The following is a 14,252-nucleotide window of genomic DNA, read 5'->3' on the forward strand; positions in this document are numbered from 1 at the left end:
AAATAGAACCGGTTCCATTCAATAGGAGGGAAATTTAATGAACTATAAAAAGTCGGCTGAAGAAATTCTTGAAGCTATAGGTGGGGAAGATAATTTAGATGCGATGGCCCATTGCGCCACAAGATTGAGACTCGTACTTAATGATGAAAGTAAAGTAGATGAGGACACTTTATCGAAGATGGATGTTGTTAAAGGTACATTTTCAACTGGCGGTCAATATCAAATCATTATTGGTTCAGGTACAGTCAATAAAGTATTTAATGAACTTGAAAAAATAACAGGGAAAGAGGCTTCTACAACAGCGGATGTTAAAGATAAATCTGCTCGAAACATGAATCCATTACAACGATTCGTTAAGATGCTATCAGATATATTTGTTCCTATTATTCCAGCCATTGTTGCTGGTGGGTTATTAATGGGAATTAATAATATTCTAACTGCACCAGATCTCTTTTATGATAATAAGTCTTTAATAGATGTTCATAGTCAGTTTGCTGGATTAGCAGATATGATTAACATCTTTGCAAATGCACCATTTACGTTATTACCAATATTAATTGGATTTAGTGCAGCGAAACGATTTGGAGGTAATCCATTCTTAGGTGCAGCTTTAGGAATGATTTTAGTACATCCATCATTAATGAGCGCATACGATTTTCCTAAGGCTGTAGAAGCGGGTAAAGCAATTCCACATTGGGACTTATTTGGTTTACATATTAATCAAGTGGGTTATCAAGGACAGGTGTTACCAATGTTGGTGGCAGCATATATTTTAGCAACTATTGAAAAGTGGTTACGTAAGGTTATACCAACTGTATTAGATAATTTATTAACACCATTATTATCTATTTTAGTTACGGCATTTCTAACATTTTTATTTGTAGGACCATTAACAAGACAGCTTGGTTATTGGTTATCAGACGGATTAACATGGTTATATGAATTTGGTGGTGCAATTGGTGGGTTTATCTTCGGTTTATTCTATGCGCCAATTGTTATAACAGGTATGCACCATAGCTTTATCGCTGTTGAAACAACATTAATCGCTGATCAAGCAAAAACGGGAGGTTCATTTATCTTCCCAATTGCAACAATGTCTAACGTAGCACAAGGTGGTGCAGCATTAGCAGCATTTATCATTATTAAAAATAACAAAAAATTAAAAGGTGTTGCATCTGCAGCTGGTGTATCAGCGCTATTAGGTATTACAGAACCAGCAATGTTTGGTGTAAATCTTAAATTAAGATATCCATTTATAGGTTCAATCATTGGATCAGCTATTGGATCAGCTTATATCTCATTCTTTAAAGTTAAAGCCATCGCTTTAGGTACAGCTGGCCTACCAGGCTTTATTTCTATTAATCCAGCGCATGCTGGGTGGTTGCATTACTTTATTGGTATGCTCATTGCTTTTATTGTCTCTGTAGCTATTACTTTAGTCTTATCTCGACGCAAAGCTTATCAAGCAGCAGCTGAATAAACAAAAATAAGGGGTGGAACAGAAATAATATTTTCCAAAATTTATTTCGTTTTAACCCCAACTTGCTTAGCCTGTAGAATTTCTTTAGGAAATTCTCTTTGTTGGGGCCCCGAACCCCAACTTGCTTAGCCTGTAGAATTTCTTTAGGAAATTCTCTTTGTTGGGGTCTCGCACCCCGGCAAGGTTGACTAAAATAAAAAAGCTTGTTAGAAGTGCATTTTTAAATCAGTCAACAACTGCCAATATATATTTTTAGCCTGAGTCATTGATTATGTCCCAGGCTTTTTTGTATCTATTATAATTATAATTTTTGTTTTCTCCATAAGAAGATACTTACTATAGTCACGAGAACGAGTGAAATTCCTACGATGAAGAGCCATGATGAATAACTTTTCTCATCGAGTGGAAGCGGAACGTTCATACCGAAGAAACTAAACACAAGTGTTGGTAATGTGAGTAATACTGTAAATAATGTAAGTGTCTTCATAATATTATTCATTTCATTAGATAACAATGAAGAATACGAAGTCGTAATACTCTCTAAAATGCCAGTATATAATTCTGTCGTTTCAATCGCTTGGTTGTTTTCAATCACTAAATCTTCTAATAAATCTTCATCTTCTTCAAAGCGTTTTATAGCAGGTAAACGGAATAATTTTTTAATAATTGTATCATTCCCTTTTAAAGCAGCTAGAAAGTATACCAAACTTTTTTCAACTTCCATTAATTTGTATAGCTGTTTATTGGTAATATTATTTTTTAGTTCACGTTCAATGCGGATTCGTGATTTATTTAAAAGTCTTAAATTTCTGTTGTAGTGGTTTGAAATAGTTAATAAAATATCTAGCGCAAAGCGACTATGGAAATTTAAATTAACATCATCTTGTCGTGCATAATTCTCTAAGAATTCATTTTCAGCATCACAGATTGTCAAAATAAGTCCTTTTCCGATAACAATTCCTAATGGGATTGTAACGAAAGATAAGACGCGACGGTGCGTAGAACTTACAATAGGTAAGTCGATAATGATAAGGGAATAGCCTGTATCGTCATCATATTCAATACGTGCGCTTTCATCAGCATCTAATGGATCTCGAATAAAATCCTCGGGCAAATTATATGTTTCAATTAATTGTTCAATTTCTTCTCTTTCAGGTTCTACAACATTAATCCATGATGCAGAGTGATCTAGAGTTGTTTCAACAATGTCATTGTTAGTTGAATGTTTATATGCAGTTAGCATGGTTAATGATTCCTTTCATATTCATTTAGTCTCAGTTGGGTTGGGTACGTTCATAATGATTTTGAATCATAATACGTAATGGGCCGTTATAAATAATATTAAAAATATGCTTTGTTAAATCATTTACAGAAATACGACTATCGTCTTGTACCCAATATTTGATGATTGAAATAGTAGCACCTGAAACATAACTATGAAAATACATTTCAGGTATACCATCTATCTCATGGTCAATACTAATATATTTTTGCATATTTTCTTTCATTAAGGAATGAATTTTTTCTTCAAGTCTACTTTTACGTTCTAATTGAAGAATCGTATGGTAAAAGTCCATATTATCGGAGATATGTTGTAATACTTTGGTCAAAATATTATTAATAAAATCATCAGCTGTATTTTCTGGTGTACTAGTGTCGAGTTGATTAAATTGAGTTGATGACCAAATTTGTGAAATGCATTCATCTTCCATATCAGTTAATAACATGTATTTATCTTCATAATGTAAATAAAATGTACCACGATTAATATCTGCTTGATTTGAAATATCTTGAACAGTGATTTTGTCGAGGTCTTTCTTTTTTAAAAGGTCTGTAAATGCACGTTTAATAGCTGATTTTGTTTTTCTTATTCTCCTGTCTTCCTTCATTAAATATCGACCTCCTAATAGTAAATAGACAAAAATTTACAATCTGTTCAATAACGTACGGTATTTGAATAATTGATTATTGTTTATTTTTGACTATCTCATTATAATTTACAAGGTATTAAATATTCAACACATTGTTCAATAAATTTTAGAAGGTTAGATTTCATGAATATTTTTAAAAGCAAACTATTATGGCTTGCACCTATTGCAGCGATATTAGTATTAGTTATATTCTCTTTGGCTTTTTATCCAGCGTTTAATCCAAAACCAAAACAATTGCCAATAGCCGTTGTAAACAATGATAAAGGTGTAGACATTCAAGGTAATAAAGTAAATATCAGGAAAAATTGAAGATAAATTAATGGATAGTGATTCTGATACTGTTAAGTGGGTTAAAGTTGATAAAGAATCAAATATTAAAAAAGGTCTTAAAGATGAAAAATACTATGGGGTAGCTATTTTTAACAAAGACTTTTCAAAAAATGCAATGAGTAAAACGCAAAAAGTAGTAATGGATAGTAAAAAAGCAGAAATGAAGGAAAAAGTTGAATCTGGTGAAATTCCAGCCTTCTTGATGGTAGTTCTAATGGGAGTAACTGGTTTAGTCTTTAATTTATTCTTAGCAACATATGGTAACTATGCGATAGCAAGTTACGGCATCTCATTTTGACTTGTTCAATTCCCAGAACTAATCATAATGGGACTTTCAGAAGGTGTTGTACCTCTAATTGCATATAATTTCGTATCTAATAAAACAAAAATGAAAGATACCATTAAAGTGGTCATCGTGTCTATTGCTGTTATATTTACAGTTTGCATGACTGTCGTTCTTGTAGCCGGACATTCAATTGTTCAATTATTTAGTACTGATCCTCAAATTGTTATTCTAGCTACATTTATTTTAAAAGTGACTATGACATCATTACTTCTAAATGGCATTGGATTTTTATTTATTGGCATGCTGCAAGCTACTGGACAGGGTCGTGGGGCTATAATAATGGCAATCGCACAAGGAACAGTTATTATTCCAGTTTTATTTGTCTTAAATAGCTTATTTGGCTTAAGTGGTGTCATTTGGTCATTATTAATAGCTGAAACAGTATGTGCATTTTTAGCTATGTTTATTGTGTATTCATTAAGAAATCGATTAACAGTTGATAAAGCAACTTTAATTGAAGCGGAATAACATAGGATAGTGGCTTTAGCCCGAAAAACTACTGGCTAAATGAATTGAAACCGTCAATAGTACTAACAATAAGTTATTTATAATCTATAATTTTATAAATTGGGTAAGCGAGGGGATGAAATGATATCGATTTCAGTCTCGCTTTTATTTTTGGATAAAAAGTGGCAAATTAGAATAATTATTGTTAAATAGCACGCATTATTTTATCATAAGTAAATGAGCAAAATTTTATGGGAGGACGTCAATGGTGAATTTACAGCGAAGTTTTAAAGTAGCTTTTGCATTGATAATGATGTTTTTATTATTGTTAATTCCGATACTTCATAATGTCGCATCTGCGCATGCAACTTTGGAAAAAACTACACCACCACAAAATGGGGTTATATCGAAAGCGCCTGATACGATAGAGTTAACATTTAATGAACCCGTTAACGCTGAATACTCAGGCATCACAATATATAATGATAAAGGGAATAAAGTAGGGGATATAGATCCTACAACAACCGGACATTCTAAGACACTTACATTTCCTACTGATAAAGTTCAACAAGGGACACAGAAATTAGAATGGCATACAGTATCTGCTGACGGTCATGAGATTAGTGATCGTTTTGAGTTCTCAGTAGGTAAGAAGACAGCTAACGGTGTTGATACATCTCCAGCATTTTACGAAACACCTAATTTCTGGTTTGGATTATTCAGATACATAGCTGAAGGTGCAACGATTATTCTTGTAGGTCTATATTGGTTAAATGGTATTGCACGACGTAATAACCTATCTACATTCGATGTATTTCCTAGACATGTTGCAGTGTCTTTAATAATGATGATGGCATACTTGATGTCACTTGTACTTTATTTGATGACATTGTCTTCGGATATATTAGATGCAATATTATCCTTTGAGCCTAGTGCAATAACACAATTCCCTTACATATTAAGTGTCATTGCTTTAATTGTTTTAAGTGGTTTATTCGTCTTAAGAAACATGGAGAAATCATGGTACTGGATTGTATCGATTGCAATGATTCTAGCTATGAGTATGTCAGGACATGCATGGTCACAAAGCGTACCATTATGGTCCATCATACTAAGAACACTACATTTAATAGGTATTAGTTTATGGTTAGGTGCATTAAGCTATTTATTGATTTCAGTATTTACACGTAAAAAAGATGCCGTAGAATTATTGCGAGAAATATTATTTAAAGTTAATGCTGCTGCGGTAGCAATAATCATTATTTCAGGTGTATTAATGTCTATTGATCAAACGAAGATTTTGTCAATTTGGACAAATATGCAAACTTGGACGGTATTCTTATTATTTAAAGTTTTTGGTACTTTAATAATGATGTTATTGGGATTATTGCAAACAACACGTGCACTCAATAAACGTAATAGAGTAAATAAATCTTCATTAATTATAGAAGTTTTAATTGGTATATTACTTATTTTAGTCGGAGTAATTATGAGCCAAATCAGTATTCCATAGAAGGAGAAAAAAGATGATAAAAAAATTATTAGCTACAAGTTTCATACTCTTTTTTACATTAGGTTTCTTTAAAGTAGCAGATGCGCATGTTACTTTAAACCCAAAAGCAGTTGACCCAGAATCTTATGAAAAAGTAGATGTTAGAGTTCCTGTAGAACAAAAAGAGCATACTGAAAAAATAGAATTAGAAGTTCCAAAAGAAGTTCAAGTTGTTAATATACAACCAATAGAGGGCTATAAGTATAAATTAGATAAAGATAAAAAAGGTAACATTACTAAAATTATTTGGACTGCTAAAGGTAAAGGAATTGGGCCAGATGAATTTATGGATTTTCCAATTGTTGTAGCCAGCCCTAAAGATGAAGGCAAGTATGCATTTAAAGCAATTCAAACCTATGATAACGATGATAAAGTTAAATGGACTGGAAAAGAAAATAGCGAACACCCAGCGCCTACGTTAGAAGTTAAAAAGAATGCTAATGCAATAGATGTAAAAGATGAAAAATCAAAAGATACTGCTAGTGAACAAACTTCTTCAAGCGGTTCAATTGCTTTATGGATCGTGTCAATCATCGCAATTATATTATCATTAGTCGCATTATTTAAACATTCAAGAAATAAATAATATTACAAGTGAAGCTAGGAACAAGTCTCTTTGTAAATAGGCATAACTTATTTAACTGAATTGAATTATATATCAAGTTTGACTCAGTTAAAGTCCCTCACTCTCATAATTCTATTTATTAACAAGTGACTCAATATTACAAATATTGTCACTGTAAAGTTGATGATAATAAATTATAATATTAATGTGAGGGAGGTATTGTTTATGCGACGATTACTATATGCATTTTTGGTCTATATGATCTTAGGACTTTTCAGCGGATTCTACTATAGAGAATTGACAAAAGCACATCATTTTACGGGTGATACACAATTATCTATTGTACATACGCATACACTTATTTTAGGTATGTTTATGTTTTTAATACTGATACCATTAGAAAAAGTATTTAAATTAAGTAGTTACTATTTATTTAACTGGTTCTTCATCGTTTATAACATTAGTGTTATCGCAACCATTGGTATGATGGTAACGAAAGGAACGTTCCAAGTATTAGGAAAAAGTTTTTCTCCAGAAGCATTTGCTGGATTTGCAGGTATTGGTCATACAGGAATGCTAGCAGGATTATTATTGTTATTTTTCTTAATTCGACAAGCAGCAATCAAAGAACCAAGAGATTAATCGATTTGAAGTGAGACTTTTCATTTTTAATAGCACAATCGTGTTATTGGTGAAAAGTCTTTTTTTAGCTAATAAAAGTAGAATTGCAATTAAAATATGAGTTTCTTCAATAATATATGCACATATAGTATAATTAAGGCAAAATAATGATAATAATTATCATTCGAAACGGGACATAATCTTGGGAGGTTTTACAATGCAAGATGTAACTATTATTGGTGGTGGACCTGCTGGATTATTTGCGAGTTTCTATGCTGGTTTACGAGGAATGTCTGTGCGAATCATTGACGTACAAGATAAATTAGGTGGAAAGATGCAAATCTATCCAGAAAAGATTATTTGGGATATTGGTGGTGTAGCGCCTAAACCATGCAATGAAATCATTAAAGATATGATTAACCAAGGCTTACATTTTAACCCTAAAGTTAATTTGAACGAACGTGTAACAGATATACGCAAAATAGAAGAAAGACACTTTGAAGTAGAAACAGATAGCGGAAAAATTTATGACTCAAAAGCTGTAATATTTGCTGTCGGCGGAGGGATTATTAATCCTAAGCCTCTTCAAATTAAAGATGCAGAGCGTTATCGTTTAACAAATTTACATTATGTTGTGCAATCTTTCTCAAAATTTAAGGGAAAAGATATTCTAATTTCTGGTGGGGGTAACACTGCTTTAGATTGGGCAAGAGATTTAGCTAATATTGCAAATTCGATTACACTTGTTTATAGAAAATCAGACATTAAAGGCTATGAAGCAATGATAAGTGTACTTAAAGCGTTAAATGTGAACCTGTTGTCTAAAACACAAATTAAAGAGTTAATAGGTGACAATAAATGTAAATGTATTAAAGAAGTAAAACTTGAAAATATTGAGACTGGAGAAGTTACGACACAAGCGTTTGATGATGTTATTGTTAGTCATGGCTTTGATCATGAGAATCCACTACTTAAAGACTGTACATCTAAACTTGATTTATATGATGAATATCGTGTTAAAGGCTTTGGCAACACGACAACAAATATTCCTGGTATCTTTGCTTGTGGGGATATCGTACATCATGATGCCAAAGTACACCTCATTGCTAGCGCGTTTAGTGATGCTGGAAATGCAGCAAACTTAGCTAAAACTTACATTGACCCTGATGCATACAAAGAAGGATATGTTTCAAGTCACAATGATGTATTCAAAGAATCAAATAAAAAAGTTATTAATCAATATTTATAAGATTATATTAAGGGGATAGAAAATAATGATTAGATATTCTAATGAGCCACCAGAGGCTCAAGCGTATTGTGACTTAAGAGTTAAAGCAGGAATGAGCCCTAAATCAGAAACTGCAGCTCGAAACGGTTTACCAAATGGCTGTTTCAATATTACGATTTATGAAAATCAACAATTGATTGGAATGGGCAGAGTTATAGGTGATGGTGGAACGACATTTCAAATTGTAGATATAGCCGTTGATCCAGATTATCAAGGACAAGGCTATGGTAGGCTTATTTTGAAAAAAATAATGGCATATATTAATTCCGTAGCTGAAAAGGGAACTTATGTTAGTTTGATAGCAGACTATCCAGCTGACAAACTATACGAAAAATTTGGATTCAAGACTACTGAGCCAAAATCAGGTGGCATGTATATCGTGTTTTAATTATAAAAACCACTAGGACAAATCGAAATCATAGAAGAACATGTATTTATATTGTTTCATTCTATGATATTGAGACTGGATTGTCCTAGTGGTTTTTTCGATTTAACTATGCATCAAAATCAATAATAATACGACCGAAATTATCGTGGTTTAAAACAGTTGAGATCGCATCTGGTAATTCTGAAAATGAAATGACTTTTTTAATATCATGAAGTTTGTCAGATTTTAAGTCAGTTGCTAAACGTCTCCAAACACGTTCACGTAATTTCATTGGTGTGAATACAGAATCTATACCAACTAGACTTACGCCTCTTAAAATAAATGGATAGACAGTTGTATCAAAAGAAACACCACCTGTTAAGCCAATTAGCGCGACACCACCATTATTATCTATACGATTAGTGACAAAAGGTGTTCCATTTCCTCCAATAGGGTCAATGGCAGCTTGCCAAGTTCTTGAACCTAATGGCTTTTCATCATTATCTTTAATACGATCAATAATTTCATTCGCCCCTAAAGCTTCTAGTTTGTCACCGGCATGTTTGTTTCCTGTACTAGCAACTACTTTATATCCTAAATTAGAAAGCATAAGCACTGCCAATGCGCCTACACCACCAGATGCGCCACGTACAAGTACTTTGCCGCCCTCCAGTGTCATGAAACCAGCTTTTTCCAATTTTTCAATAGCTAAACCGGCAGTATAGCCTGCTGTACCATAAATCATAGCTTCTTCTAAAGTCATATTATCAGGCAATTTAACTACCCAATCGGAATTTACACGTGCGTATTCACTAAATCCTCCATAATGACTTACACCCATATCATAGCTTGTTACAATGACTTCTTCACCTTCATTAATTGTTGGATCTTCTGATTCAACAACGGTACCAGCTAAATCTATACCAGGAACCATAGGATAAGATTTAAGGATTTGATTATTATCCGTTGTAGCTAATGCGTCTTTATAATTAATACCTGAATAATGAACTTTGATTAAGACTTCACCTTCAGGTAAATCATCAGTTGTTAACTGAGTAAAGTCACTATTAACGCTTCCATCGTTGTTTTTATCCACTAAAAAAGCTTTAAATTGATTACTCATATTATGTGACTCCTTTATATATTGTATTAGTGCTTATTTTATACCCTTAATAAACCAATTGTATGCTTTAAAGCCTTATAAATAAAAGGTAAATTAAAAGTCTCTTGGCTTCAAAAAATAAAAAAATTTTTATTTAAAAATGTATTTGAATTGTTATTGACACTTTATTGGGCTAAATCTATAATAAATTTGATAATGATTATCAATTGAAAAATTAAAAGTGTTTATATGAATATAAAAGACGACATAACAACGATATTAAGTTGGTGTTAAATATGATGTATACATAATTACACGATTCATCTTCAAATGATAATCTTCTAAACTATATTGAGGTGAATACATAATGAAAAAAATACCAACTATTTTATTAGCATCTTCTTTATTTTTAGCGGCTTGTGGCAACAATAGTCATAGTGACGATAATAGTAATAAAGATAAGCAATCGCAGAGTAGTAAAGGGGATAACAAAGCAGCATTACAAAAAGCAACTAAAGAATATGAAAAGTATACAGATGGTCAACTTGATAAATTCTTGGATGGAACTGAAAAATTTGTTGCAGCTATAAAAGCAGATGATATGGATAAAGCGAAAGAATTATATCCTAAAGTACGTATGTATTATGAAAGATCAGAACCTGTTGCGGAAGCTTTTGGTGATTTAGATCCTAAGATTGATGCTCGTTTAGCAGATATGAAAGAAGAGAAAAAAGAAGATCAATGGACAGGTTATCATAAGATTGAGAAATCACTTTATCAAGATAATAAAATAGATGAAACAACTAAAAAAGATGCTGATCAATTATTAAAAGATGCTAAAGAATTAGATGCCAAAGCAGATACTTTAGATATTACTCCTAAATTAATGTTACAAGGATCAGTTGATTTATTAAATGAAGTTTCAACTTCAAAAATTACAGGTGAAGAAGAGATTTATTCACATGCAGACTTATACGATTTTAAAGCTAATATCGAAGGTGCACAAAAAATCTACGAATTGTTTAAACCCGAGTTAAATAAAAAAGATAAAAAATTAAGTGCTGATATTCAAAAGAACTTTGATAAAGTTAACCAACTATTAGACAAGTATAAAGACGGTGATGGCTTCAAAGATTATAGTGCAGTTACTAAAGAAGATAGAAAAGCTCTATCAGATGCTGTGAATTCACTTGGTGAACCACTAAGTAAAATGGCTGTGGTTACAGAATGAGTAAAGTAGATCATAATCAAAGTGACCAAGTATCTCGTCGCTCTTTTCTAAAAATGTTAGGAATAGGTGGCGCTGGTGTGGTTATCGGTGCTAGTGGGGCAGGCAGTATTTTTTCATTTAAATCGATGTTCGATACGCCTGAGAATGAAGATAAAGATGCATTTGAATTTTATGGACGTGTACAAGCAGGTATTACAACGCCGACACAAAAAAATTGTAACTTCGTTGCATTAGAGTTAAAGACTAAAGATAAACAAGCGATTAAAGACATGTTTAAGAAGTGGACGCAAATGTCAGTCAATATGACTGATGGTGCACCTGCTGAAAAAGATAGTCAAAATGTATTATTACCTCCTGTGGATACTGGAGAATCAATTGGATTAGGCGCTAGTAAATTAACATTGACATACGGTATTAGTAAATCATTTTTGAAAAAGATTCGTATGTCATCAAAAATCCCATATGGATTTAAAGATTTACCACATTTTCCTAATGACCAATTAGATGATGAATACAGTGATGGAGATATCATGATTCAAGCGTGTTCAAATGATCCACAAGTAACATTCCATGCGATTCACAACTTAATTCGACCATTTAGAGATGTTGTTAAAATGAAATGGTCACAAAATGGTTTTGTCTCTGGCAAACTAGAAGAAACGCCTAGAAATTTAATGGCATTTAAAGATGGTACAGTTAATCCTCGTAAAAATGACGAGCTTAAAAAGTATGTCTTCATTGACGACGGTTGGGCTAAAAATGGAACGTATTGCATTATTCGACGCATTCAAATTCATATAGAAACATGGGACCGTACATCATTAGAAGAGCAAGAAGCTACTTTCGGACGTAAACGAGCATCCGGAGCACCATTAACCGGTAAAAAAGAATTCGACAATATAGATTTAGACGCTAAAGATAGCAGTGGTCAATATGTTATCGATCCAAATGCGCATGCGCGTCTAGCACGTGAAGTGAAAACATCAATCAAACGACGTGCATATAATTATAATGATGGAACAAATGCCAAAACGGGGGCGTTGGAAACAGGATTAATGTTTATTTGTTTCCAAAAAGCAACTCAACAATTTATTGATATTCAAAACAATTTAGGACACAGTGATAAGTTAAATGAATATATTACGCATCGAGGTTCTGCATCCTTCCTTGTGTTACCAGGTGTAAAAAAGGGAGGCTATATCGGTGAAACCTTATTTAACTAAATTAGTCGTTGCGCTAGTCCTTATTCTCACGGTTATTAGAATTGTCCCAGCACATCAAGTAAATGCTGCAGATGATAGCAAAATAAGTGATGTGTATGTAGCGATAACTGATGCAAAATCAACTATAGAAGATAAAGGTAAAAGTAATAAAGAAAAACAAAGTGCACTTGCTGATATTGAAGAAAAAGTAAAATCTTTAAACATTAAAGATAACAAAGAAGGTAAAGACGTAAAGTCAAAACTTGAAGCGGTAGATAAAGCCTCTTCAATGAATGCTAAAGCTGATAAATTATCACAATTAACTAAATCATTAATCGCTTATGAAGATGCAGTTTCTACCAAAGATATCAGTGGTGAAATTAAAACATTGAAGCAACAAGTTGCTGCAAAAGATGATCCTATTAAAAAAGCAATCAAAAGTAAAAATGAGTCAGAGCTACAATCTATTAACAATAGTTTAAATCAAATTTGGACGACTCATGAAACAGCCATAAGAAATTATGATGAAGGTAAATATGGACAAATTGAAGTGAACTTAATGCAACTACGTGTTGCTATCCAAAAAGAACCTTTAGATACTAAGAAAGTTGACAATGCCTGGACAACCTTCAAATCAAGTATTGATACGGTCGATCAAAAACAATCCAGCTCAGATAATGATAAATATAAAGTAACGCAACTAAATGATGAGTTAGATAAAGCGATTAAAGGGATAGAAGATAATAATTTAGATCAAACTGATGCGGCATTATCTAAATTTGTTCAAATTTGGCCATATGTTGAAGGGAAAATTCAAACAAAAAACGGTTCATTATATACTACAATTGAAGATAAAATACCGTATTATCAAAGTATTCTAGACCAGAGTAACAAAGATCGCGTTAAAGACGGATTAAAAGACATCAACAATGATATCAAAGACACTGTTGGTCAAGACGGTTATACATTTGTAGATGTTATGATTATCTTTTTACGTGAAGGTTTAGAGGTATTGTTGGTCATTATGACATTAACTACAATGACATGTAATGTTAAAGATAATAAAGGTACAGCTAGTGTTATCGGTGGTTCAATATTAGGCTTAATACTAAGTATTACGTTAGCAGTTGTATTCATACAAACGCTAGGCAATAATGGATTACTACGAGAGGGAATGGAAGCAACACTAGGAATAATTGCAGTGGTTCTAATGTATATCGTTGGTATTTGGATGCATAGACGATCAAGTGCAAAACGTTGGAATGATATGATTCAAAATATGTATCAAAACGCTATTAGTAACGGTAATCTAGTATTGTTAGGTACAATTGGATTGATTTCTGTTTTACGTGAAGGTGTAGAAGTGATTATTTTCTACATGGGTATGATAGGCAGTATTACAACAATGGACTTCGTTATTGGTATTGCTTTAGCGATTGTAATTTTAATTATCTTCGCATTATTATTTAGATTTATAGTGAAACTTATTCCAATTTATTACATCTTTAGAGTACTTTCAATTTTAATTTTTATTATGGCATTCAAAATGCTTGGTGTAAGTGTTCAAAAACTACAATTGTTAGGCACACTTCCGCAACATGGTATTGAAGGTTTACCTACAATTGGTTTTATAGGATTTTATCCTAATATTGAGTCAATAGTAGCTCAATTAATATATATAGTGTTCATTGTGTTCTTCATTTTAAAAAATCGCCAAAACAAACAAAAGAATACTAATCCAAACTAATTATCATGAATAGTAAAATAAAACCTCGAGACTTGTGGGAATA

The 14,252-nt window shown here is 32.4% G+C and carries 13 protein-coding genes and 1 pseudogene; 11 read left to right on the forward strand and 3 right to left on the reverse strand.

Going from position 1 to position 14,252, the window contains the following annotated elements:
- Window positions 1-37 precede the first annotated feature (37 nt).
- The gene (locus HMPREF2737_RS09215) at window positions 38-1,480 is read left to right on the forward strand and encodes a sucrose-specific PTS transporter subunit IIBC (protein ID WP_037550032.1); all 1,443 of its coding nucleotides are present in this window, start codon (window positions 38-40) and stop codon (window positions 1,478-1,480) included.
- 301 nt (window positions 1,481-1,781) lie between these two features.
- Here HMPREF2737_RS09215 and HMPREF2737_RS09220 read toward each other — a convergent pair whose 3' ends face one another.
- Both HMPREF2737_RS09220 and HMPREF2737_RS09225 read right to left on the reverse strand, forming a co-directional pair.
- Window positions 1,782-2,723 (reverse strand): magnesium transporter CorA family protein, encoded by a 942-nt coding sequence (locus HMPREF2737_RS09220; RefSeq protein ID WP_037535792.1) that lies wholly within the window; start codon window positions 2,721-2,723, stop codon window positions 1,782-1,784.
- A gap of 31 nt (window positions 2,724-2,754) precedes the next feature.
- The gene (locus tag HMPREF2737_RS09225) at window positions 2,755-3,369 is read right to left on the reverse strand and encodes a TetR/AcrR family transcriptional regulator (RefSeq protein WP_037550013.1); all 615 of its coding nucleotides are present in this window, start codon (window positions 3,367-3,369) and stop codon (window positions 2,755-2,757) included.
- Between the two features lie 165 nt (window positions 3,370-3,534).
- Here HMPREF2737_RS09225 and HMPREF2737_RS11900 point away from each other — a divergent pair, with 165 nt between their 5' ends.
- From HMPREF2737_RS11900 to HMPREF2737_RS09260, 7 genes and pseudogenes are all read left to right on the forward strand, one after another.
- Complete coding sequence (locus HMPREF2737_RS11900; protein ID WP_037550011.1) at window positions 3,535-3,720, forward strand: YhgE/Pip domain-containing protein; 186 nt, start codon at window positions 3,535-3,537, stop codon at window positions 3,718-3,720.
- 205 nt (window positions 3,721-3,925) lie between these two features.
- Window positions 3,926-4,555: pseudogene (locus tag HMPREF2737_RS09235) on the forward strand (MATE family efflux transporter); the annotation flags it as partial.
- 244 nt (window positions 4,556-4,799) lie between these two features.
- Complete coding sequence (locus HMPREF2737_RS09240; protein ID WP_037550008.1) at window positions 4,800-6,047, forward strand: copper resistance CopC/CopD family protein; 1,248 nt, start codon at window positions 4,800-4,802, stop codon at window positions 6,045-6,047.
- Between the two features lie 13 nt (window positions 6,048-6,060).
- Window positions 6,061-6,672, forward strand: a complete 612-nt coding sequence (locus HMPREF2737_RS09245; protein WP_037550005.1) for a YcnI family protein — start codon at window positions 6,061-6,063, stop codon at window positions 6,670-6,672.
- Between the two features lie 204 nt (window positions 6,673-6,876).
- Window positions 6,877-7,293, forward strand: a complete 417-nt coding sequence (locus HMPREF2737_RS09250) for a DUF2871 domain-containing protein (protein ID WP_037550002.1) — start codon at window positions 6,877-6,879, stop codon at window positions 7,291-7,293.
- A 196-nt stretch (window positions 7,294-7,489) separates the two neighbouring features.
- Entirely contained in the window at window positions 7,490-8,521 is a 1,032-nt protein-coding gene (locus tag HMPREF2737_RS09255; RefSeq protein ID WP_037550000.1) for an NAD(P)/FAD-dependent oxidoreductase, read from the forward strand.
- Between the two features lie 25 nt (window positions 8,522-8,546).
- Window positions 8,547-8,948 carry a GNAT family N-acetyltransferase gene (locus HMPREF2737_RS09260; RefSeq protein WP_037549998.1) on the forward strand — a complete coding sequence of 134 codons (402 nt, stop codon included), beginning with the start codon at window positions 8,547-8,549 and terminating at the stop codon, window positions 8,946-8,948.
- Between the two features lie 106 nt (window positions 8,949-9,054).
- Here HMPREF2737_RS09260 and HMPREF2737_RS09265 read toward each other — a convergent pair whose 3' ends face one another.
- On the reverse strand, window positions 9,055-10,050 hold the full coding sequence (locus HMPREF2737_RS09265; protein WP_037549996.1) for an acrylyl-CoA reductase family protein: 996 nt from the start codon (window positions 10,048-10,050) through the stop codon (window positions 9,055-9,057).
- Window positions 10,051-10,396: 346 nt separating this feature from the next.
- Here HMPREF2737_RS09265 and efeO point away from each other — a divergent pair, with 346 nt between their 5' ends.
- The 3 genes from efeO to HMPREF2737_RS09280 are packed head-to-tail and all read left to right on the forward strand — an operon-like array spanning window position 10,397 to window position 14,209.
- Window positions 10,397-11,260 carry an iron uptake system protein EfeO gene (efeO, locus tag HMPREF2737_RS09270; protein WP_037549994.1) on the forward strand — a complete coding sequence of 288 codons (864 nt, stop codon included), beginning with the start codon at window positions 10,397-10,399 and terminating at the stop codon, window positions 11,258-11,260.
- The gene (gene efeB / locus HMPREF2737_RS09275) at window positions 11,257-12,483 is read left to right on the forward strand and encodes an iron uptake transporter deferrochelatase/peroxidase subunit (protein WP_037549992.1); all 1,227 of its coding nucleotides are present in this window, start codon (window positions 11,257-11,259) and stop codon (window positions 12,481-12,483) included. Before efeO ends, efeB begins: the two co-directional genes overlap by 4 nt.
- The gene (locus HMPREF2737_RS09280; protein WP_037549989.1) at window positions 12,464-14,209 is read left to right on the forward strand and encodes an FTR1 family protein; all 1,746 of its coding nucleotides are present in this window, start codon (window positions 12,464-12,466) and stop codon (window positions 14,207-14,209) included. The genes efeB and HMPREF2737_RS09280 overlap by 20 nt, the downstream gene beginning before the upstream one ends.
- Window positions 14,210-14,252: the final 43 nt, after the last annotated feature.

Origin of the sequence: Staphylococcus sp. HMSC069D12, assembly GCF_001810405.1 — a bacterium.
In the GTDB taxonomy this organism is placed as follows: domain Bacteria; phylum Bacillota; class Bacilli; order Staphylococcales; family Staphylococcaceae; genus Staphylococcus; species Staphylococcus haemolyticus.